The organism is Enterococcus sp. AZ170 (assembly GCF_050545135.1).
GTDB classification, from domain to species: Bacteria; Bacillota; Bacilli; order Lactobacillales; family Enterococcaceae; genus Enterococcus_L; species Enterococcus_L ureilyticus.
Genome location: NZ_CP172947.1, coordinates 2967289 through 2989036, shown reverse-complemented (window position 1 = coordinate 2989036; position 21748 = coordinate 2967289). Strand labels below are relative to the sequence as shown.

Here is a 21748-nt window from a genome sequence, read left to right as displayed (position 1 = left end):
TAAGTATGAAAGTAGATATGATCATTCAAAATGCTTGGGTCTTCCAAACTGCGACCCAATCATTTATCAAAAAAAATGTCTCTATTAAAGATGGAAAATTTTATTATATCAGTCAAGCAGAAATGCAGAACTTAACGCCAAAAAAAATCATCAAAGCCGAGAATCAGTATATGATTCCCGGCTTGATTGATGCTCATATGCACATTGAAAGCTCCATGACGACACCAACGATTTTTTCAAAAGCAGTTTTACGTTTCGGTGTCACGACTGTTGTAGCAGATGCACATGAAATGGCAAACGTCTTTGGGTTAGAAGGATTAGATGAATTTATGAAAGCAGAAACTGAATTGGACATCTTCCATGCCATTCCGTCCTCTGTTCCGTCGACCACTCCTGAACTCGAAACCACTGGTGGAATCATCGGACTTCCAGAAGTAGCAGAACTATTGAAAAATCCTAAAATCATTTGTTTAGGTGAAGCGATGAATTTTAAAGGCATTGCCTATGAGCCAGAATCATTGATTCGAAAAATCATTGATTTATGCAAAAAAGAACGACCAACAATGCCACTGGAAGGTCATTGTCCAAAAATATATGAAGAAGAGCTGGCTGATTTTCTATTTAGTGGAATCACGTCAGATCATACCCATCAATTTCCAGTGTCGTTAAAAGAAAAAATCGAAGCTGGCGTTTTTATTCAATTTCAAAATAAATCGATCACACCTGAAAATATGCAGGTCATTATTGAAAATGAGTTTTATGAATATGCTAGCATTATAACGGATGATATAATGGCTGACGATTTGTTAAACGGCCACTTAAATGAGAATGTCAAAAAAGCGATAAAAGCGGGCTTACCAATCGAAAAAGCAATCTACATGACGACCTATACACCAGCAAGACGAATGGGGTTTCATGATCGTGGAGAAATTGCGCCAGGGCGTATCGCGGACTTTATTTTATTAAGTGATTTAGAAAATTTTTCTTTTGATGCTGTTTATAAAGCAGGTGAAAAAGTCTACGAAAAAGGAGCTGCAATTGACTATCCGGAGGTGATCGAGCAGTTTCCAGCCAGCTATCGACAATCTGTTCATTGTAAGGCACTTACAACGGATGATCTTGTCATCAAAATAGCAACTGAAAAAGAAAGTGTTCGTTGCAATGTGATCCAAAAGCAAGAAGTAGGCACTTTTACAGAGCGAATTACAAAAGAAATTCCAGTTAAAAATGGGATTTTACAATGGCAAGAGGCTGATTGTGCTTTATTGATCGTAATGGAACGGTATGGTAAAAATGGCAATACTTCATTTTCATTGATGGATAAACCAATCACTGAAAAAGGGGCGATCGCGACAACGTGGGCGCACGACCACCATAATGTAATGGTTATGGGGAACACACCAGAAGATATCGTATTGGCACAAAATAAATTAGTCGCGATCCAAGGCGGTTATATCGTTGTCTCTAATGGTGAAATCACAGGGGAATGTCCATTACCGATCGGTGGGATTTTATCTCAAGCGCCCATCGAAGAATTAGGCAGCTCGTTACAAAAAGTTCGTTCAAGTATGCAAGCATTGGGCTATCGAAATATGAATGAGATCATGTCATTTTCTACTTTATCTTTACCTGTTTCACCTGCAATCAAGGTGACAGATATGGGGATGATGGATACAAAAACCCAAGAATTTTATCCCTTGATCTTCCCAGAAGATGGAGTGTTATTAAATGAAGACGCTGATTAAAAATGTTCACCTTCTTTCAATGGATAAGCAATTTTCAGAAATCAAAAAGGGCTATGTCTTGATCGAAGACCATTTGATTGCCAAAATCGGCTCAGTTTCTGAGCTTGATTCAGTGACTATTTCTGCGGATAAAGTGATTGATGGTAGAAATGGCATTCTGATTCCAGGAATGGTCAATACACATACACATGCTGGGATGATTCCTTTCCGTTCATTGGGCGATGATGTACTAGATCGACTTCGCAGATTTTTATTTCCATTAGAGCAATTTATGACGAAAGAATTAGTCAAAGCTAGCAGTGACTATGCGATTGCTGAGATGCTATTAAGTGGGGTAACTTCGTTTTGCGACATGTATTATTTTGAAGATGAAGTGGCTAAAAGTTGTAAAGAAATGGGAATCAGAGCGTTGGTAGGCGAAACCATCATCGATATGCCGACTTGTGATAGTCCACAACCTTCTGGTGGCTATGACTACTGTGAAATGTTCTTAAAAAAGTGGCAAAATGATCCATTGGTGACGCCGATCATTGCACCTCATGCACCAAATACAAATACTCCAGAAGTATTAAAGAAAATCGTGGTACTTAGTGAAAAATATAATGCGCCGATCACGATGCATGTATCTGAGATGACCTATGAAATAACAGAGTTTCAAGAAAAGTATAACCAAACGCCAATAGAATTTCTACAATCATTAGGCTATTTTGAACGAGAGTTTATTTTGGCTCACTGTATTTTAGTGAACGATCATGATTTAAAAATCCTTGAAGAATCAAAAGGAAAAGCGCGTGTTGCCCATTGTATTGGTGCGAATACAAAATCAGCGAAAGGGATTGCACCGGTCAAAAAAATGATTGAAAAAAATATCATTGTTGGTTTAGGGACGGATGGCCCAAGTAGTGGGAATACGCTAGATTTATTCAGTCAAATGCGTCTTTTTGCCAACAGTCATAAAACGTATCATCAAGACCGTGCCCTTTTTCCTGCAAGAGAAATTGTTCGTTTAGCAACGATTGGTGGCGCTGAAACACTAGGCTTAGCGAAACAAGTAGGATCAATCGAAATTGGTAAAAAAGCGGACTTAACATTGATTGAAACAGAGTCAGTCAATATGTTTCCGATTTTTGACCCATACTCCGCGATCGTCTATTCGGCTAATGCCAGCAATGTAGAGTCGGTGTGGGTAAATGGGGAACAGCTAGTGCGTGATAAAAAAATGGTTTATCATAAGCTGGATAAAATCAGAGAAAGCTTATATCGTGAAATGAGAGAGTTTGTTATAGAAGCAAAAAAACGATGAAAAGAGCTTGAAACGTGTTCTCATGTTTAAAAACCATACCACAAATCAAGTCATTCTTTTTAAGCTACTTTCAGAGGAAGAAATCGGTAAAATCTATCGTCAACGAAAAATTGACGTTGAACTCGCTTTCAGTTATTTGAAGGCTTGTTTGGCGTTCACTCGGTTCTTAGTTCGAGGAAAACAGCAGGCACACAATGAAATTGTATTCGTACTGATGGCTGTAAATTTAAGAAAATAGAGGCTAAATAAGCCAGTAACCAAAGATGATTCTTCTAATCGGTAAAAAAATAGGAGACTGAAAATCCTTTTTACGATTTCCGGTCTTCTATTTTATGTTTCTTTATTTCGATACATAACAGTCAATCGGTTTTTGATACTCCATCCAATCATTCCGCTCTTCGTTAAAATATTGCGCTAAAAGAAAGCCAATGTAGGGTCCAGTTGTCAGTCCTGAAGAACCTAAACCACTGGCCACGACTGCAGTAGGATCGTTAGGTAAGCAATTGAAAAATGGTGCAAAATCAGATGTATAAGCACGTGTTCCCACACGATATGAAACAGGATACTGTTCAAAAAAGTTCGAATCCTCTAAAAAAGGCCCAGTTTTTTGCTGTAAATGAGTAAACGCTTCGGGGGTGGGCGTCAAATCAAAACCACCATCATTTTCATGAGTAGCCCCAACCAAAATTTGCCCATGTCCAAATGGAATTAAATCACTTTCGCCATCCAGCATAGCAACAGGCCAGCTGCCGCTGTTTTTATAAGGTGTTTCAAATGCTAATAATTGCCCTTTTTGTGGTCGGATATCGGTAGTCAGCCCAAGTGATTTTAACAAATCAGACAAGCCTGGTCCCGCACACAAAGCAATAGCATCAAAACTTTCTATTTGTTCTTTTGAGTGAACTCGCCACTGATTTTGCACTTGGCTAATGTGAACTTGCTCTGTTTTCAAAGTGATATTTCGACTAAGTGCACGCTGGCGTAAGGTTGCTAAGTAACTAGCACCGTCCAGCTTACCACCACCCGTGATAAACACTGCTGGTGAAGCACTCAATAAGGGTAGCTTTGCCTTTACTTCCTCAGCGGATAGCAGCTGAACCGTTCCAATCTCAGGCGCTGTTTGTTTGCGTTCTTCAGCCAAATCGAGCAATGAGACAAGCTCGCGATCTTTTCTAAGGATCAACGTACCAGTTTGCTGATAGACACTATGTGGTAAAGCAAAATCCTGCACTAATTTAGGATAAAACGCTGCGCCATCTTTCGCAAGTTGATACCATTTCTTGTTCCGGCGTTTTGATAACCACGGGGAAATAATCCCGGCGCTAGCTTTCGTTGCTTGACCAATTGGATTATCATAAACAGTTACGCTATATTGTTTCAAATCAAGATAGTTGGCTAGGGTCAAACCAATGATCCCACCGCCGATGATTGCAATTTTTTTCATAAGTAACTCCTTTTAAATCGTTATGAATCAAGTAACTCATTTTTACATAAGTTTAGCTTAGATGCAAGAATCTTTGAAGCTGCTTGAGTTGACCTAGAATGAAATTTAACTCTAAAAAAAAAACCTGAATTTAATGAGAAAACGCTTATTTTTATGGTATGATAATGAGTGTTCTATTCATTTAAAAAAGAAAACAACCATATAGGAGGTTACTGAATGAGAAATACAAGATTAGGGTCTTTACTTGCGGCAACTTGCTGTATCGTTTTACTTAGCGGCTGTGGTTCTAGTAAAGAAAAGACTGGTGAAACTGGCCAAAAAGCAACTGGCAAGGAACAATCATTTTCAGTCGTGGCAAAACAAGAAATTCCATCCATCGATGCATCTGTTACAAACGATGTTGTGGGTTGGGGTGTGTTGAAAAATACAAGTGAAGGGTTGTTTCGTGCAGATAAAGCAGGTAAACTGATTCCAGCCGGTGCTGTCGAGCCACCGAAAATCAGTGAAGATGGCTTAACCTACAACTTTAAGTTACGAGAGGACGCTGTCTGGTCAAATGGAGAGCCTGTTGTGGCAGCAGATTACGTCTATGGATGGCAACGGACAGTAGAACCAAAAACGGCCTCAGAAGTTGCTTATTTATTTGAAGCTGTCAAAAACTATCAAGCAATCATGGATGGCAAAGTTCCCGCAACAGAATTAGGTGTTAAGGCATTAAGTGAGCACGAATTAGAAGTAACTCTAACCTCACCTGTGCCATACATGGAATCATTGTTATCACTACCACCATTTTTCCCGCAAAATCAAAAAGCAATCACCGATAATGGAGAAAAATATGCTAGTTCAAGTGAACACATGGTGTATAATGGTCCCTTTGTATTAAGTGATTTTGAAGGAGCTGGAACCGATACTAAATGGAGCTATTTAAAAAACGAGAAGTATTGGGATCAGGAAAATGTTACAATGGAAAAAATCAATTTTGATGTGGTAAAAGAAGATGCAACTGCACTCAATTTATTTCAGGATGGGCAAACAGACGATATCGTTGTGACTGGCGAGTTAGCACAGCAAATGGTAGACGATCCTGCCTTCTTTTCACAAGACATGTCAAATGCAACCTATGTAGAATACAATCAAAGTAAGAAAGAATTTCAAAATGAAAATCTTAGAAAAGCAATTTCCTATTCTCTAGACCGTCAAACTTTAGTAGATCAAGTTTTAGGAGATGGATCGATCGCCGCAACAGGTTTGGTTCCCAAAAATATGTCTTTCAATCCTGAAACAGAAGCTGATTTTGTCAAGGACTCTGGAAACCACTTGAAATACAACGCAGAAAAAGCTAAAGAATATTGGAGCAAAGCGCAGGCTGAATTAGGAATCAAGACACTCAAAATCAATTTACTCTCATCTGACGCTGATTCTGCTAAAAAAGTGGTAGAATATATGCAAGGTGCGATTCAAGAAACATTGAAAGGCATAACGGTAGAAGTTTCTTCTGTACCACTTTCTGTTCGCTTAGAGCGTGGAAATAGTGGTGATTTTGATATGATTTTAGTTGGTTGGGGTGCTGAGTATAATGATCCTAGCGTGTTCTTAGAATTATTTGCTTCAGATAATGTCAATAATAGCGGTAAATACAATAATAATAAATTCGATGAATATCTAAAAGCTTCTGCAACAACCAATGCAAGTGATCCTAAAGCACGTTGGACTGATTTGATCGAAGCAGAAACTATTTTAATGGATACAATGGGTGTTTGTCCGGTTTATCAAAAAGCAGAGGCGCACTTGCGTAATCCAAAGGTAAAAGGAATTCTACCTTCTGGTCCAGAATATGATTACAAATGGACTTATATTGAACAATAAGATAAAGTAAATTGTTGCTCCAGAAAGATTATTCGGCTATTCGGGCCAATGATTCGTGAATGATATTCTATGTGTTATTCAGCGCTAAACGAGTCTGCTACGTTTTTAAATTAGGAGGTTTTTCTATGATTCATCGCTATATTCAAGTAACAGGTTCTTCCTTTGACCGAGGTGTGGCTATCGGTCAGGTACTGAAAATGCAGATCGAAACCAATTTATCCAGCCAAAAATTATTTTATAATGATCCACCTGAGATCGTTGCGAAGTGGTTGGAAAAAGCACAAATTTATCTGGAATATACAGAAAAATTTGCGCCAGAAGTAGTCGCCGAAATGCGTGGCGTTGCACAAGGGAGCGGCTTGGATTTTCAAGAAATTTTGTATCTTTATACCATTTACGAACGTTCTTTCTTTGATGAGTTGATCAGTGATAAGTGTACCTCTTTTGCCGCTCAAGGAAATGCAACATTTGATGGTTCTGTAATCTGCGGACAAACCAATGATGAGCGATTGGATGAATATCGCTCTGAGGTGGACTGTGTGGTGCATCATGTTGAGGTAGACTCTGATTTTGAGTCGTTGATTTATAGTCACCCAGGTATTCCAGCCTATATGGGAATGAATAATTATGGTTTAGCCGTCATGTGGACATATATTGATAATGGGCAACGTCAAGCTGGTATTCCTACTGCTGGAATCATTAGAGAGCTGATCAATAAGAAAAGCTTAAAAGAAGCACGTGAGTATCTCTATAGTGTTCCTCATGCAGTGCCAAATCAGTTTAGCTTATCTCATTCGGTTGAAGGAATTGCAAGCTTTGAGTGTTTTCCCAATAAGATTTATGCTCATGAACCAGCGGATGTGATGATCCATGCCAATCACAATAGTATTGCATTGGAAGAGCCAGAAGAAGGTGGTTCTAAAACATCTCACGCTCGTTTTGAAGCAATGGAGGCGATTGTGAATGAAAATCATGGAATTATTGATGTGCAGTTGGGGAAACAATTTTTAGCCAATCATCGTAATTTTCCAAAAAGTGTTTGCAATCATCCTTCTCCGGAGCATCCACTATCCAAGTCTCTAGCTTCAATGATCTTTGATTTAGGCAAAGGTGAAATGCATCTAGCGTTCGGCAATGCCTGTGAACAGCCGTTTCATACCTATCGATTCAAACAATGGTTTGGATAGAAAGAGCGCGAGACAAGAGCGTTTATTTGGATTTAGAGTACGAAACAAACGGACCTTTCGTTTTGTTTCGTACTCTTTTCTTTTTTAATGATCAATGGCGCTAGTGGTGTCGGTTCGATTTTAAATCAGCTCGCTCACTGAGCAGAACTGACTGTCTATGCTACTGCTAGTCCGGCCAATTTTGAGTGGTTGAAAGAAATTGGGCTAGATGGATTAATTGACATCAGCCGTTTGAAGAATAAATCGGTTAGTTTTGATTGGGAGTGCATGTTTGCCAAAACAGGTCATAACTATCAACTTCAAATCCAAGGAACAATCTTGGCGTTGCTTGCTAAACTTGCTCAAGCAGGGAAAATAGCCATAACTGTAGGGAAAACTTATACAGCTAAGATCAATGCAGCGAACTTAAAAAAGCTTAGGAAAATGTTGAAGCGGGACATATGCGTGAGAAAGTAGTGGTCAGTGCTCCATTTAATGGCAATGTCAGAAGTGAAAAGAGCTAAAATGATCGTTTCAAATTTATTTAGAGAATAAACAAGACAAGCAACAACAAAAGGATCAGTACACTTTTGCTGCTGTTTGTCTTGTTATCAATAGTCTACTATTTTTCTTGTCTTCCTTTTTTTAAAACAAAACGATAGTTCGTAAATCCAATCAATGCAAGGCCAAGAAATAGCCAGATATCGTTTATTTTCTCACCAGTTGCAGGTAGCTTTTTCTTAAGTGTGGGAGAAACTTTTTGGCTGGTGCTTGTAGACGTACTCGATCTTTGCGGTGCTTCCACTGTTTTTTCTTTCGTGGTCGTTCCAGTAGAGGTCGTCGGTTTTGTCTGATCTAGATTTTTTGTATAAACATAAGTGACTATTTGATCTTTTTCAGTAAAGAAACCAGAAGTATCGCCTTTAACTTCTTTAAATGTGTACCCTTCGAATTCTAGCTTATCAGTTGTAAATGGCATGCCAACAGGGTTCTTTTGTTCTATTGAGGGGATGATTTCTTTATTCGTAGCGTCTATATAGAAGCTAGTTACTTTGCCTGTCAGCCCGATAATCGGAGCGGTCACTTTTTTATAAATAAAGGTCACTTCTTGTTTAAGATTTGTGAAGCTACCAGTAGTATTGCCGATTGTTTCTACAAGTTCATAATCAGGAATCGCTGGTGCCAAGACTTCAAATGATTGACCGACTAAACCGTTCATTGGTTTATCAGGAAGTAATTCGTTTCCATCAGAATCTTGATAATGAACCATTACAGGTTGGCCGTCGTCCAAGATATTGAATTGGTGTAAGTAAGTTCCGCTAGAAATAGCATAAAAAGTAAAGCCAGGCGGTTGGGCGTAGGAGCCAGCTGGATTATCTAATCGTGCATTGTATTCAATGCTAGCAAGATTCTTAAATTCTTCTTCAGTCACGCCTGTCACAGTAATACCTTGATCAGTGATTTGTAGACGGTTTGCAGGTAATTGTGTGCCATTGAAGTCAAGGTACGTATTACTAGCAGAGCTTGACAGTGTAAACGGGGGAATATACCCATCAAAATTAGTCATTCGATTTGGCATCATTGAAAAAGGTAAGAATAACGTTTCGTGCTCAAAATCATAATCTAAAGCCGAACGACCCATTGTTGTTGGTGAATCATTCCGTCCTGTATTTTGCCCAAAAGCGGCTAAATCACTAAGCATCGGAAAGGCAGGTACCACAGTAAAGTCTGTAATACCACAAAATTGCACCGAAAGAGATTTCAAATTCGGCAATACTGTTAATGGTTCAATCGTTGTAATGTTCATATTTGAATCTAAATAAATTCGTGATAATTGGGTCAATTGAGCGATTTTCGGCAAGACATTGTCGTCAATACTCGTCGAACCTAAACTAAGATTGGTGATTCCAGCACTTTTAGACAAATCAGGGAAATTGTCACTTGTTAAACTTTTAGTTTGAAGGGTAACATAAGTCAAAGCAGAAAGTTGCTCGAGTGGACTGAAATCAGTGACATTATTTGTGGTATTAATATAAATAGAACCTAAATTTGTTGCATGTTCTAGACCAGCAAGACTACTGATTTGAGCAGAAGCCAGAGAAAGATTGGTCAAACGATCCATATCTGCTTGAGTTAACTCACTACCAGCTGGTAATCCTAGTGTTGAGACAATCGTTTGTTTTAAAATTGGATCTGCAATAGTGATGGTATCTGCTCTAGGGGTGATCATCACAGCGGGCGTTTCCTCATGGATTGTAGTATCTGTTGTTGAAAGCGGGGGTTCAGGTTCAGGTAATGTCGACGTTGTTGAGACATCTTCAGAACTAGAACTTCCGACTGTTTCAGATGAATCCAACGTTGCATCAGGTAAGTTTGTACTTTCTTGCACTTGAGATGCCTCAGTTTGCTCCATCGCAGTTGCATTACCTTCTGCAAAAACGAGTGATGATGACAGTAAAGTAGGGGCTAAAAGAGTAAGCAACATGAGTAAATGAGCAGTGTTTTTCTTATGTTTTAGCAAGCTGTTTCTGTTCTTCATATGTATTTCCTCCATAATTCATGATAAAGTGTGCGGATAATAAAAGAATAATATCACAAGTCATTCTATCATAAAAAAATGATAATTATGTTTTTTTTATTTGAATATTATGAAAAATATGAAAAAATCGTTTTTTAAGAAAAATAGCTAGATAATTTGTGTAAGCAAAAAGCTGACAAGTTTCTATTTGGTAGATTATAATTAGATGGAAATACTATTTTTTCCATTCGAGGCTAAACAAGCCTGTTCAGTTTTTAAAATTATCTAGCTTCACAGGCTAGCCTCTCGGTAAAAAGATAAAAAATAATTGAGGCAAAAGGCACCTCAGTTATTTTTTCCTATTTTCCATTCGAGGCTGAATGAGCCTGTTCAGTTTTTAAATAAAGGAGTAAACATCATGTCATTGAAGCAAAAAATTATAGCGGAAAGTAAACGGTTAGGCATCGATAAAATTGGCTTTGCGTCGGCTGAGCCTTTTTATGAGTTAGAAGATTCACTGAAGGAACAAAAGGCGCGTGGGTTTAATTCAGGGTTTGAACATCAAGTGATCGAAGAGCGAATCTATCCTGAAAAGACCTTTGAAAATCCTAAAACGATTATTTCGATTGCCTTAGCCTATCCGACTAAAATAGAAGGAAAAGTACCTAGAGATGAAAAAAGAGGGATGTTTGCTAGAGCCTCATGGGGGATTGATTATCATGATGTTTTACGAGATCGTTTATCAAAATTGATCGAATATATTCAATCACAAGCGCAAAGCCAAAAAGAAGCAGAGGCATGGCGTTTTGCGCCACAAGTCGATACGGGGGAACTAGTCGATGTGGCAGCTGCTCAGCGTGCGGGATTGGGCTTTATTGGTAGAAATGGGTTGTTGATCACAGAAGAGTTCGGCTCATTTGTTTATTTAGGTGAAATCGTGACCAATATTGATTTCGAAGCAGACAAACCTGTTCCTTTCGGATGTGGGGACTGTACACGGTGCGTGACTGCTTGTCCCACGCAAGCACTTTTAGGTAATGGCAGTATGAACGCGAAGAAATGTCTATCCTATCAAACCCAAACCAAAGAGATGATGCCAGAAGAATACCGAAAAAAAATGCACAATGTTATTTATGGCTGTGATATTTGCCAGCTTGTTTGCCCGTATAATAGAGGGAAAAATTTTCATTTTCATGAAGAAATGGAACCAGAAGTCGATACTGTTTACCCAAAACTAAAACCGATGCTGAGCCTTTCGAATAAAGAGTTTAAAGAAACGTTTGGACATCTTTCAGGTTCCTGGCGAGGGAAAAAGCCTTTACAAAGAAATGCCTTGATTGCTTTAGCCAATTTAGGAGATCGTAGCGCTTTACCAGAAATTTTAGTTTGTGCAACAGAAGACGTTCGTCCTGTGATTAGAGGAACCGCTGCTTGGGCAATCGGGAAATTAGGGAATAAAGAAGCGGAAAAATGGTTGGGGATTTTAAATGAGTTGCTGGAAGTTGAGCCAGAAGAAGAGGTACTGGTGGAAATAAAGAATGCAATCAAGAGGTTAGAAAAGTAAGAGTATAATCGTGTTGGAAAACGTTATTCACGAAAAACATGGGAAACAATCAGATTTATTTCTGCTTGTTTCCCATGTTTTTGTTTTCGTTTAAAAAAAGATTAAAGGAGTGAGAATAGTCAATAAAATAGTATAGATTTATAAAAAGAAGAAATAAAATCGGAAAAATTTGATAAATACTGATAATTTCTCATGTCTTTCTTGAGATTAAGAAAAAATAGAAAAAATGGTAAAAATCTATATGGTAAAATTAATTTTTCTGTAGGATATGATTATATTTCGTTTAGATACAATTAAGGGAGTGAGTGCAATGGAAGAAATTAATAGCGATAGCACTGTAGCTGGCGAGTTGGCGTCAGGAATTTTTACAGCGATGGCGGGCTTGAGTAGCGGTGGGTTAGTTGTAAGTGATGGACAATCAACGATTTCTGGAAATGAAGCAGCGCAACAAGCTATTACTGAGATGCGTACAATGATTCAGACGATCAATGCTGCAATTGCAACGGATGCAAACAACTTAAAAAGTGTAGCAGCCGAATTCGAAGCAGCCGATGAAACGATTCGTCGAATGGTCAGTAGGAACGGGTAAGCCGAATGGCTAAAGAAATCAATGAATGGGATGAACTTGCACAGAGAGAACGCCAAGTTGAAAATAAGTTGGAAGAAACAATTGAAACACAAAGGGCGGTACAGCGAATAGAAGAGGAGTATCAAGAATTATTTTACCGAGGGAATCAACTGATCGAACGCTTTGATACCTTTGTCGTTGATGCAGAGGGAAACTATTTAGCCGAAGAACTGAACTGGCAAACAAAACAAAGACAACAAGCTATTTTTTATCAATTAGAAGATGAAAAAGAACGCTTGCATAAGGAAAATCGAAGCCTAGAAGAGGAACAAGATCATCTTTATTATGAGAAAAAGCGTACTTTAATAGAAATGGAGGAAAAAGATGAGCATTGATATGTATCTAGGTCCTTCAAAAACACAAGGAAGCACAACGACCAGTGTTTGTAATAATTACCAGAGTGGGCTTACTGGCTTACAAGAGGCGATAAGCAATTTCACAGCAGATCAAGTATTAAGGAGTTTAGCCTATGATTCTGCTAAAGGCTACTTCCAAGAAGCTTATATGCCATTGATTCAAGGAGCGATTCTCGTGGTAGAAGCAACGGCAAAAGCAGTAGAAAAGCTACCGACTGATTATGTAGCACAAGTAGATAGCTGTGACTTAAAATCATCAGAACTAGAAAGAGAAATTCAACAATATGAAGTGCAAATCCAAGGCATGCAAGAGCAGATCGAGCAAGTTAAAGAACTATTGCCGGTATCTAGTGAACGAGTCCAACATATTCGAGAAGCGAATGGGTTGATCAGCGATTATACTAATGCTAAAGCAAAATTGGAAAAACAATTACAAAAACTCTTGGCTTTTCATGCATTTTCAACTATGATTTTTGTAGAGGTGACGAGCTTAAAAAATGCAATAGATCAAGGATTGGCTCAAGTAAGTGGAGGCAAAGGCTTTAATGCCCAAAAAGGAACCTTCTCAAATGGAAATCTAAAAGATCGCTCATGGATGGATACGATCGGTAAAAAGTGGCAAGAGCGAGAGAAAGAACGTCTTAAAGATCAAATGCCGAATATGGATGGCTTAGAGTATAAACAAATTGATTTTAACGGCGGCAAAGTCTGGTGTTGGGTCAAAGAAGGACATACGACAGCAGATCCAGAAGATATTGAAAAAACATTCTTGTACAATGACTGGGTTGCTCGTATGCTAAAAAAATATGGTTCTGATTATTTTACATCAGAAAGAGAACCAGGTGTAATGGATCTTCTAGTGGAGCAAAACTTAAGATTATTTGAAGAGCTACGGACAGGGATCGATAGTAAGACAGGAAAGAAATTAACGCCACTAGAAAGACTCGCTAGAGGAACCTCATTAGCGAATAGCTTGGCAGCATTAGGAGTTGGAGCCAAACAGATAACAAATGTTGGAAGAGGAAAATCAAGCCAATCCCCAACGAAATCACCAATAATAAACCGAGGCCCAAGAGTGAATGACATTGGGAAATCGAATAAAACAATAACTGTGCCAGGCAAGAAGATTCAGAGCGTGAAAGGCAAGCCATCTAAGGTGAAGGCTCCTGGGAAAGCTAGTGGGGCTAATGTTCCAAAACTTTCTACTTTAACTGAGGCAGAGCAGTTAAAGTTAGCCAATCAATATAAGAAAAAATCTCCAATAAATATTCCAGAAAGTGCAAATATAAAAGCTCAATCTAAAAATGGATATGAACAAATATCTTATAAGTGGAAAGAAAATGGAGATACAATTGAAGTGCGTTGGCACACTAAAACACCAGGAGCACCAGAAGGACAAGGAAATACATTCGTTGTTGAGAAAACTATTCCAGGAACGGCTGATGGTCAACGACGTTCACAACAAATATTAGTAGGAAAAGATAAATGGGTTAGTAAAAATGATTGGCAAAAAGCAATAACAGATAGCAAAAATGGTGTTAATACACCTGATCAAGATAAAATGTTAACAGATGGTCATTGGAAAGAATAGAAAGGAATATCATATATGGATAATTATTATGAAGGATTTGAAGGAAACCCTGAAATTGATATTTATACTTTTTCAGAAAATGAGAAAGTGGGTATGGAAATGTGGGATGGATATTTTGATGAAATAATGAGAGCGATACAACCAGTAAATGGCGAGTGGCAATCTTTAGCATACTATTATAATTTGTATGAAGGTTGGTATGGTGCAAGTCCTTGGGAAATCCCAAATAATCAAGAAGCATTAAAACAATTTGAGTCAATTGATAAATCAACGTTAGGCAAAGTCTCTCAAGAGATATTGATAAAAATAATAGAATTATTAGAAAATAATTTAAGTAACAGTATTTTTATAGAATACACATAAAGTAAAAAAAAGGCACTTTACTATTCGATTGGCGTCGGATAGTAAAGCCATAACGAGTAAGCTGTAACTCACTAATAGCTAGCAAAAACCAGCTATATTTATTGTACAAACATCCATAGGACTATCCTAGCCTTTTTGAATGTTTATTAAGTATACAGCCATTTTGCTATGAAATAGTATGAGTGAAGGGCGTCGGCTAATACCGTTTTTTTTAGTGTCAAAACAATAAAAATGATTTAAACAGAAAATAAGCGATGAATCAGAGCATATAGTCAAATAATCAGAAAAAAGAGAACATCTATAAAATAAAAGTTGGAGACAAAAGGTTGAAATTTATACAGCTACTAAAAGAGATCAAATCAAAGAAAACGAAAATAAAAATGAAGCCACTAATCATCTTTTTGTTGTTACTATGCTTCACTATCTATATATACACCAACCAAAACAATCTGAAATCAAAATACAAAAGTGATAAATTTGATTATACGGTGTACTATGAATCATCTATAGATGAAAGTTCAGAGAAATTTATTTTAGTGGATGATGATGGCAATGAAGAACTTTGTACGGTTGTTTTAAAAATCGATGCACAAAAACAATTCGGGAAAACCTACGTTTATATCTATCAAGAAACTGAAATAGATCAAGGGGAGTTCATGGCATACTCAACTACTAGTATTAAAGATGGTCCAGGTATGGAAAATGGATTAGCAAATGTAGAATCAGAAGAAGAATGGGCATTATTAGATGAAGTATTTACTACGTATCTTGCACAAGAGTAAAAAACGGAGGAAAAAACAATCGAATTAAATGATATGGCATCACTATACAATAATTTGAAAAAAAGAAAAGAAGACTATATCTTCACAGGAGCAGTTATTACACAGTTACCCACTCTAGTCAGTCACTGCCCAACGGAAGTCGATCAATTCGTTTGGTTTTCAGGTGGTATCCTCTTTTGGCTTATCCATTGGCGAACGCAACGCAAAATGTATAAAAAGCTTGGAATCAGCAAAGTAGAACAAAAGGTCATTCGTATTTTGGGAGAATATGAAGTGAATATCAAAAATGAGTATTGTGTTTTAGTTAGAAAAGCAGAAGGATAGTTTGGACACCGGTTCTTTAAGATAAAAGTGACTAAGACAAAACTCTTGTGGTTTATTCATGTCATCGTGAAGCCGATTAAACGATGTGAAAACGGCAATTGGACTAAAAACCATACAACACATAAAGCGCATTGTGCGGTTTTTAGTCCAATTACTCGAGCCTAAACGACTTTTATCCGAACCTCTTCTTAACTCTTACGTCTGCTGAAACTGACTATTATACAAAGAAGCGTACAACGAAGGTTTAGCTAACAACTCTTGATGATTTCCTTTCTCCACGATATCGCCGTCTTTCATCACTAAAATCAGATCAGCATTTTCAATCGTAGATAAACGGTGTGCAATCACAAAGCTTGTTCGATTATTTGTCACTTCATCCATCGCTTTTTGAATATGAGCTTCCGTTCTCGTATCTACACTAGACGTTGCTTCATCCAAAATAACCACAGGAGGATTTGCTAAAATGATTCTGGCAATCGTCAATAATTGTTGTTGACCTTGAGATAGTGAGCCGTTTTCACTGGAAATAATCGAATCATAACCATTTGGTAAAGTCCGAATAAAGTGATCGCATTGGGCAATTTTAGCAGCTTCAATGATTTCTTCTCGTGTCGCATCCATACGTCCATAGGCGATATTTTCAGCAATCGTTCCTTCAAATAACCACGTATTTTGTAAAACCATCCCAAACATACTGCGAAGATTTGTTCTAGAAAGGTCAGTGATATCTACGCCATCAAAGGTAATATGTCCACCATTTAATTCATAGAAACGCATCAGTAAATTCACTAACGTTGTTTTACCAGCACCAGTGGGTCCAACAATCGCCACCATTTGTTTTGGTTTAACAGAAAAATCAACTTGTTTCATCAACATTTTTTCTTCAGTATAACCAAACTGAACGTGATCAAAAGCGATCGCACCGGTTGGTTGATCGATGATTTGTACGTTCGCTTTTTCTGGAATATCATCTTCTGCATCTAAAATTTCAAAAATCCGATCGACGGCTGCTAGAGCTGCTTGAATCGAATTGATGACATAAGAAGCTGTAGAAATCGGTTCAGAAACTTGATTGATATATTGTAGATAAGCTTGAAGTAGCCCAATCGTGATTCCGCCTTGTAAAACTAAGAAGGCACCAATGATCGCACTGACAATAAAAGCCAACTGATTGATCAAACGAATCGCTGGATAAATCGCAAAGTTCATAAATTGAGCCTTTAAAAAGGCCTTATAATGTTTTTGGTTGGTTTCTAAAATAACTTGTTTAGCATGAGCTTGTTGATTAAACGTTTTTGTTACCAAACTTCCAGATAGAAATTCCTCCGTTTTATTATTTAAAATCCCCAATTCTGACTGACTTGCTTCGGCTAATTGTTTATTTTTGTTCGCAATTTTACCTGTCAAAAATGAGCTCGCAGCAATCAACAGTACAACGATCAAGGTTAATTTTACATCAATATAAAACAACATGATACCAGCAAAAATAATTGTTGAAATCGAAGTGAAAAACTGATTGATTCCAGTTAAGAAAACTTGTGATAATTGATTTAAACTAGTTGTTGTTCGGCTTAAAATATCGCCAACTTGGTGTTGATCAAAGAACGCCATCGGCAAAGATTTGAATTTCTTCGTTACTTCTTTTCTGACTCTTAATGTGATTCGTTCACTTAAAGCAGCCATCACACGTTCTTGCGTGTAAGACATTACACTACTGAAAATTGAAAAGACGATCAAAATTAAAACAGGTGTCAACAAAGCTTCTTGGATCATTGAAAAGCTGATTTGTCCGATTCCTTGCGTTTGGATCAATGTTAGTAAATCATCAATTGCGATCCCCATGATAAACGGCATCGCAATAACTAAAGCATTTCCGATTAAACTACAAAAAATCAAGCCTAGAAAAATCGGACGTTCAGGTCGGATCAATAGAAAGAAACGTTTTATTGTTTGCTTATTTACTTTTTTCATCATGCTTGTGCTCCTTTCGTAAGCATTCCTTGAGAGCGGGCAAACTCTTGGTAGGTTTGGTTATTTTGTAGCAATTGGCTATGGGTTCCTTGGCCAACGATTTTCCCTTCATTTAGGACAATAATAGAGTCTGCTTGTTGAATCGTGCTTAATCTTTGAGCCACGATCAATAATGTTTTATCTGACATTTCTTCTTTTAAAGCTAATCTGAGTGCTGCATCTGTTTGGTAATCTAGAGCTGAGAAGCTATCATCGAAAATATAAATATCGGCTGGTTTAATCAAAGCACGTGCAATACATAAACGTTGTCTTTGACCTCCAGAAAAGTTCGTACCCCCTTGAGCGACAAAGGACTCATAGCCGTTTTCTAACGTTGTCAGATAAGAAGACAATTGTGCAATAGTAGCTGCTCGGTCCATATCTGTTTTTGTTGCTTCAGGATACCCCATCAACAAATTACTTTTGATGGTTCCACTAAATAGAAAGGCTTTTTGAGGAACGTAACTGATTTTAGAGCGTAGCTCTTCTTGCGTAACATTTCTGATATCCACACCATCAAATAAAATCGCACCTTCAGATACATCGCTAAGTCGTAATAATAATTTAGCAACAGTACTTTTACCAGAGCCAGTTCCACCTACAATCGCTGTAATTTTCCCTTTAGGAATACTAAAATGAATATCCTCTAAAACAGGTTCATCCGCTTGATCATAACTGAATGTCACATGGGTTAAGTCGATCAATGCATTTTCACATCCACTTGCTTTGAGTGTAGCGGACTGTTTAGGATCAGAGATTTCGTCTTGTGTGTTCAAAATTTCTTCGATTCTTTTTACAGAAGCGAAAGATCTAGGCACCATGACTAAAACCATAGCAGCAATCATTAAGTAAGATAATGTTAATAAAGAATATTCCACCACTGCTGAAACTGTACCGATTTGCAAGGTCCCAAGAGCCACTAAATTCCCACCAAACCATAGAATAGAAGAAAAAACGATGCCCATTAACAAGAAGGCGACAGGTGTAATAAAAGCAAAAATACGATTAACACGAATCATACCATTTGCATAGTCAGAAAAGGTCTTATTTGTCCGTTCCTCTTCATAATCTTGATTATTAAAAGCTCGGATCATATTGATCCCAGTAAAAAATTCTCGCAAGGTCACAATGATTTTATCCATTTTTGGCTGGATCAACAAAGATAATGGTGTCCCTTTTTTCATTAGAATATAAACGATCAAAGCAAAAGCAGCTATAGCGATCAATGGAACCAAAGCTAACGTAGCTGAATAGGTAAATGTCATATAAAGAGAGAAAATAGCGATGATCGGTGCAGGTAAAATCAATTGCAAAAACAAAACGATCATCTGCTGAATATTATCAACATCATTTGTCATTCTGGTCAGTAATGATCCTGTCCCGAAGCGATCTGCATCTTTAATAGAAAAGGTTTGAAGCTTTTCGAAAAATAGTGTTCGCGTTTCAAAGCCAAATTTAGCAGCGACTTTTGCAGAAAGATAACTGCCCAAAATCGCGGCAAGCGCACCGAATAAAGCCATTGCTAACATTTGTAACCCAATCGTTTTGATTGATTGTTTATCGCCACTTGCAATCCCTACATCGATCAATTGAGCGACCAACATTGGCACGCCAAGCGTTCCAATAATTTGTAGACATAAACTGATGACGGTCACAAAAATAAGTTTTCTATTTTTTTTAATGAAAAACTGAATGATTTTCATCTAAATTCCTCCTTTTTATCGAACAAAAGGAATTTTACACCTTCAAGTGACTTGAAGGTCAATATTTTTTGTTTATAATTAAAATCAGAGGTGATTTTATGGAAAAAGAAAAATTATTAACTGTCGGACAAGTAGCTGAAATCATGAAGTTACCAAAATCAAAGATCCGTTATTGGGATGATATGAATCTACTAACATCTTCTAGAAATCAACAAAATGGTTATCGAATGTTTGATATGGAAGATATTTTAACAATCAGTGATATCGATTTTTACCGTAGATTAGATATTCCCATCAACAAAATGACCAATCTATATCGTAAATCACCAGAAGAATTATGGACGATTCTAGATGAAACAGAAACCCGAGTCGCTGCAGAATTAGCAGAACTTGAGAAAAAACAACAAGGGATCAAACATCGAAAAGACCAGTTATTGAGTTTGATTGAGTTGAAAGAAAAAGAGTTTATTGATGAGCCTTTGGATGTAGAACGAATCATCCCGATTGATTTAAAAGATCCCAATGAATTACAAACATATATCGATAATCCCTCAAGTTTAGTGGTTTATAGCAACTCTGATCATGAAAAGGAACTTACCTATGGTTTTGCGGTGACCACCAAAGAATTTGTAGAGGAAGTAACGATTTGGCAACAGACAGAGCAAACAAAATACGAATACAAACAATTTTTACTAACAATCAAGTCAGATGATCCTCTAGAAAATAATTTCCAATCAATGAAAGAAAAATTGAAGGAGCAAGGTTATCAAACTGGCACAATGATTGGACGTTATATCATGACCGCAGAAGACCAAGATGGATTTTATAGAGATTATTATAAAACATGGATTGAAGTGAGTAAGGAACATTGGGCATAAATATCGTAATCTTCCTGAGAAGGTGCTATTATTAGCTGACCACAAAAGGATGATTAGACTATGGATAAATTACAAACAATTCAAGAAGTAATAGCTTTCGTAAACGAACATTCGCTTGCTTTTATTTATGTTTCGCAAGAAGATTGTTCGGTATGTCATGCGTTAAGACCTAAGCTAATCAAATTATTGAAGAGCTATCCTAAGATAGAGCTAAGAGAAGTTGCAGCGGACAAAGTCAAAGCAATTTCAGCTGAATATTTGATTTTTTCAGCGCCGACTTTCCTTTTCTTTGTTGATGGAAAAGAATATATCCGTGAAGGAAAGTTTGTTCAGTTTAAAAAATTAGCCAATGCACTTGAGAAAATTTATTCGTTTGAAGAAAACAAAGTATAGTTGAAATCTAGTAAATTCAAGCGTTTGAGTAATGTGTTAGAATGTTCGTTGTCAAAATGTAAGCGTACTATTGACAATGGAAATAAGACGTTGTATACTTTGGTCAACGGATCGTTACTGGTTAAGCAGGCGTGACCTCACACATTACTTTTTTGGTGATGTTTGATGTGGTCAGGTCTTTTTTCGTTTTTCAAGTCAAGAACAGGAGATAATTTCAATGAAAATACTGAAAGTTTTTAATAATAATGTTTCTTTGATTCTAAATGATGATGCCATCGAAGAAATCATTATGGGCAAAGGGGTCGGTTTTAACAAGCGCGAAGGCGATGTGATCGATTCAGCTCTGATTGAAAAAAGATTTGTTCTTGAAGGTAATAATTCCGTTAGCAATTTAGACAATCTGCTTGCACGAATCGATATTGAAGATATTGAACTGGCCAGTGATATTATTCAATTAGGTAAAGCAGAATTAGACCAAGAAATCGATGATTCCATTTTGTTGACATTGTCCGATCATATCGGTTTTGTCTTAAATAGAGTGACAGAAGGCTTACAAATGCGCTCACCTCTAGAATGGGACATCAAACAAATTTACACAAAAGAATATGCGTTTGCATTAAAAGCCGTTCAAATGATGCGGGAGAAAACAGGGATTGAGATTCCAGATCAAGAAGCAGCTTTTATTACCCTTCATTTTGTCAATGCTTATAATTCTACTAGCAATATGAACGAAACGATGCTGACAACGAAAATCATTCAAAGCATTATCGACATCATTAAATATCACTATGGTAAAGAATACGATGAAACCTCTTATGATTTTACTCGTTTCATTACCCATATTCGATACTTTGTCAAAAGACAGCTAGATAAAGAAATTTCATCAAATGAGGATTCGTCTTTGATCAATCTAATTGCTGTGAAGTACGAACAAGATCATCAGTGTGCAGTTAAAATCAAAACATTTTTGGAACAACAATATGATTGGACGATTTCAAATGATGAATTGATGTACTTAACACTTCACTTAAATCGCTTATCAAGCAATCAATAGGATCGTTACTGGTTAAGCAGGCGTGACCTAAGAAAAACACTTCATGCATAAGTGTTTCTT

18 protein-coding genes and 2 pseudogenes are annotated in these 21748 nt (G+C 37.2%); 16 read left to right on the top strand and 4 right to left on the bottom strand.

Going from position 1 to position 21748, the window contains the following annotated elements:
* Positions 1–5 precede the first annotated feature (5 nt).
* The 3 genes and pseudogenes from IGJ55_RS14365 to IGJ55_RS14355 all read left to right on the top strand — a co-directional run.
* Positions 6–1745: an adenine deaminase C-terminal domain-containing protein gene (locus IGJ55_RS14365; protein WP_430606700.1), complete on the top strand. Its 1740-nt coding sequence runs from the start codon at positions 6–8 to the stop codon at positions 1743–1745.
* Entirely contained in the window at positions 1729–3048 is a 1320-nt protein-coding gene (locus IGJ55_RS14360) for an amidohydrolase (protein WP_430606699.1), read from the top strand. The genes IGJ55_RS14365 and IGJ55_RS14360 overlap by 17 nt, the downstream gene beginning before the upstream one ends.
* 22 nt (positions 3049–3070) lie before the next feature.
* Positions 3071–3283: pseudogene (locus tag IGJ55_RS14355) on the top strand (transposase); the annotation flags it as partial.
* Between the two features lie 105 nt (positions 3284–3388).
* On the opposite strand, the gene IGJ55_RS14350 reads toward IGJ55_RS14355, so the two are convergent.
* On the bottom strand, positions 3389–4492 hold the full coding sequence (locus tag IGJ55_RS14350) for an NAD(P)/FAD-dependent oxidoreductase (RefSeq protein ID WP_207120911.1): 1104 nt from the start codon (positions 4490–4492) through the stop codon (positions 3389–3391).
* Positions 4493–4708: 216 nt separating this feature from the next.
* Here IGJ55_RS14350 and IGJ55_RS14345 point away from each other — a divergent pair, with 216 nt between their 5' ends.
* From IGJ55_RS14345 to IGJ55_RS14335, 3 genes and pseudogenes are all read left to right on the top strand, one after another.
* Positions 4709–6358, top strand: a complete 1650-nt coding sequence (locus IGJ55_RS14345; protein ID WP_430606698.1) for a peptide ABC transporter substrate-binding protein — start codon at positions 4709–4711, stop codon at positions 6356–6358.
* Positions 6359–6483: 125 nt separating this feature from the next.
* Entirely contained in the window at positions 6484–7545 is a 1062-nt protein-coding gene (locus IGJ55_RS14340; protein ID WP_207120909.1) for a C45 family autoproteolytic acyltransferase/hydolase, read from the top strand.
* Positions 7546–7629: 84 nt separating this feature from the next.
* Positions 7630–8048: pseudogene (locus IGJ55_RS14335) on the top strand (zinc-binding alcohol dehydrogenase family protein); the annotation flags it as partial.
* Between the two features lie 98 nt (positions 8049–8146).
* On the opposite strand, the gene IGJ55_RS14330 reads toward IGJ55_RS14335, so the two are convergent.
* The gene (locus IGJ55_RS14330) at positions 8147–10063 is read right to left on the bottom strand and encodes a MucBP domain-containing protein (RefSeq protein WP_430606697.1); all 1917 of its coding nucleotides are present in this window, start codon (positions 10061–10063) and stop codon (positions 8147–8149) included.
* Between the two features lie 397 nt (positions 10064–10460).
* Between IGJ55_RS14330 and queG the strand changes: the two genes are divergently transcribed.
* The 7 genes from queG to IGJ55_RS14295 all read left to right on the top strand — a co-directional run bounded on the left by queG (position 10461) and on the right by IGJ55_RS14295 (position 15650).
* A complete protein-coding gene (gene queG, locus IGJ55_RS14325; RefSeq protein WP_069641535.1) occupies positions 10461–11606 on the top strand; it encodes a tRNA epoxyqueuosine(34) reductase QueG in 1146 nt (381 codons plus the stop codon).
* 310 nt (positions 11607–11916) lie between these two features.
* Positions 11917–12195, top strand: coding sequence for a TIGR04197 family type VII secretion effector (locus IGJ55_RS14320; protein ID WP_069641536.1), 279 nt, complete (start codon positions 11917–11919; stop codon positions 12193–12195).
* A gap of 5 nt (positions 12196–12200) precedes the next feature.
* Positions 12201–12569, top strand: a complete 369-nt coding sequence (locus tag IGJ55_RS14315; protein WP_430606696.1) for a DUF3958 family protein — start codon at positions 12201–12203, stop codon at positions 12567–12569.
* Complete coding sequence (locus IGJ55_RS14310) at positions 12559–14181, top strand: hypothetical protein (RefSeq protein ID WP_430606695.1); 1623 nt, start codon at positions 12559–12561, stop codon at positions 14179–14181. Before IGJ55_RS14315 ends, IGJ55_RS14310 begins: the two co-directional genes overlap by 11 nt.
* 15 nt (positions 14182–14196) lie before the next feature.
* Positions 14197–14544, top strand: coding sequence for a hypothetical protein (locus tag IGJ55_RS14305; RefSeq protein ID WP_207120903.1), 348 nt, complete (start codon positions 14197–14199; stop codon positions 14542–14544).
* Between the two features lie 326 nt (positions 14545–14870).
* Entirely contained in the window at positions 14871–15326 is a 456-nt protein-coding gene (locus tag IGJ55_RS14300) for a DUF1292 domain-containing protein (protein ID WP_207120902.1), read from the top strand.
* A 33-nt stretch (positions 15327–15359) separates the two neighbouring features.
* Complete coding sequence (locus IGJ55_RS14295) at positions 15360–15650, top strand: hypothetical protein (protein ID WP_429948640.1); 291 nt, start codon at positions 15360–15362, stop codon at positions 15648–15650.
* 195 nt (positions 15651–15845) lie between these two features.
* On the opposite strand, the gene IGJ55_RS14290 is transcribed toward IGJ55_RS14295, so the two are convergent.
* Together IGJ55_RS14290 and IGJ55_RS14285 are read right to left on the bottom strand one after the other, a co-directional pair.
* Positions 15846–17621: an ABC transporter ATP-binding protein gene (locus IGJ55_RS14290; protein WP_429950009.1), complete on the bottom strand. Its 1776-nt coding sequence runs from the start codon at positions 17619–17621 to the stop codon at positions 15846–15848.
* Positions 17621–19363, bottom strand: a complete 1743-nt coding sequence (locus IGJ55_RS14285; protein ID WP_429948642.1) for an ABC transporter ATP-binding protein — start codon at positions 19361–19363, stop codon at positions 17621–17623. Before IGJ55_RS14285 ends, IGJ55_RS14290 begins: the two co-directional genes overlap by 1 nt.
* Before the next feature lie 98 nt (positions 19364–19461).
* Between IGJ55_RS14285 and IGJ55_RS14280 the strand changes: the two genes are divergently transcribed.
* The 3 genes from IGJ55_RS14280 to licT all read left to right on the top strand — a co-directional run bounded on the left by IGJ55_RS14280 (position 19462) and on the right by licT (position 21688).
* Positions 19462–20241, top strand: coding sequence for a MerR family transcriptional regulator (locus IGJ55_RS14280; RefSeq protein WP_069641544.1), 780 nt, complete (start codon positions 19462–19464; stop codon positions 20239–20241).
* Between the two features lie 60 nt (positions 20242–20301).
* A complete protein-coding gene (locus IGJ55_RS14275) occupies positions 20302–20634 on the top strand; it encodes a thioredoxin family protein (RefSeq protein WP_430606694.1) in 333 nt (110 codons plus the stop codon).
* Between the two features lie 217 nt (positions 20635–20851).
* Positions 20852–21688: a BglG family transcription antiterminator LicT gene (gene licT, locus IGJ55_RS14270; RefSeq protein WP_069641546.1), complete on the top strand. Its 837-nt coding sequence runs from the start codon at positions 20852–20854 to the stop codon at positions 21686–21688.
* The last annotated feature ends 60 nt before the right edge of the window (positions 21689–21748 follow it).

What these genes read in the sequence shown, in the direction of transcription:
- IGJ55_RS14345 (WP_430606698.1), top strand. Translation starts at nt 4,709, where the DNA reads ATGAGAAATACAAGATTAGGGTCTTTACTTGCGGCAACTTGCTGTATC.
- queG (WP_069641535.1), top strand. Translation starts at nt 10,461, where the DNA reads ATGTCATTGAAGCAAAAAATTATAGCGGAAAGTAAACGGTTAGGCATC.
- IGJ55_RS14315 (WP_430606696.1), top strand. Translation starts at nt 12,201, where the DNA reads ATGGCTAAAGAAATCAATGAATGGGATGAACTTGCACAGAGAGAACGC.
- IGJ55_RS14340 (WP_207120909.1), top strand. Translation starts at nt 6,484, where the DNA reads ATGATTCATCGCTATATTCAAGTAACAGGTTCTTCCTTTGACCGAGGT.
- IGJ55_RS14305 (WP_207120903.1), top strand. Translation starts at nt 14,197, where the DNA reads ATGGATAATTATTATGAAGGATTTGAAGGAAACCCTGAAATTGATATT.
- IGJ55_RS14280 (WP_069641544.1), top strand. Translation starts at nt 19,462, where the DNA reads ATGGAAAAAGAAAAATTATTAACTGTCGGACAAGTAGCTGAAATCATG.
- IGJ55_RS14320 (WP_069641536.1), top strand. Translation starts at nt 11,917, where the DNA reads ATGGAAGAAATTAATAGCGATAGCACTGTAGCTGGCGAGTTGGCGTCA.
- IGJ55_RS14275 (WP_430606694.1), top strand. Translation starts at nt 20,302, where the DNA reads ATGGATAAATTACAAACAATTCAAGAAGTAATAGCTTTCGTAAACGAA.
- IGJ55_RS14365 (WP_430606700.1), top strand. Translation starts at nt 6, where the DNA reads ATGAAAGTAGATATGATCATTCAAAATGCTTGGGTCTTCCAAACTGCG.
- IGJ55_RS14360 (WP_430606699.1), top strand. Translation starts at nt 1,729, where the DNA reads ATGAAGACGCTGATTAAAAATGTTCACCTTCTTTCAATGGATAAGCAA.
- IGJ55_RS14295 (WP_429948640.1), top strand. Translation starts at nt 15,360, where the DNA reads ATGGCATCACTATACAATAATTTGAAAAAAAGAAAAGAAGACTATATC.
- IGJ55_RS14290 (WP_429950009.1), bottom strand. Translation starts at nt 17,621, where the DNA reads ATGAAAAAAGTAAATAAGCAAACAATAAAACGTTTCTTTCTATTGATC.
- licT (WP_069641546.1), top strand. Translation starts at nt 20,852, where the DNA reads ATGAAAATACTGAAAGTTTTTAATAATAATGTTTCTTTGATTCTAAAT.
- IGJ55_RS14350 (WP_207120911.1), bottom strand. Translation starts at nt 4,492, where the DNA reads ATGAAAAAAATTGCAATCATCGGCGGTGGGATCATTGGTTTGACCCTA.
- IGJ55_RS14330 (WP_430606697.1), bottom strand. Translation starts at nt 10,063, where the DNA reads ATGAAGAACAGAAACAGCTTGCTAAAACATAAGAAAAACACTGCTCAT.
- IGJ55_RS14310 (WP_430606695.1), top strand. Translation starts at nt 12,559, where the DNA reads ATGAGCATTGATATGTATCTAGGTCCTTCAAAAACACAAGGAAGCACA.
- IGJ55_RS14285 (WP_429948642.1), bottom strand. Translation starts at nt 19,363, where the DNA reads ATGAAAATCATTCAGTTTTTCATTAAAAAAAATAGAAAACTTATTTTT.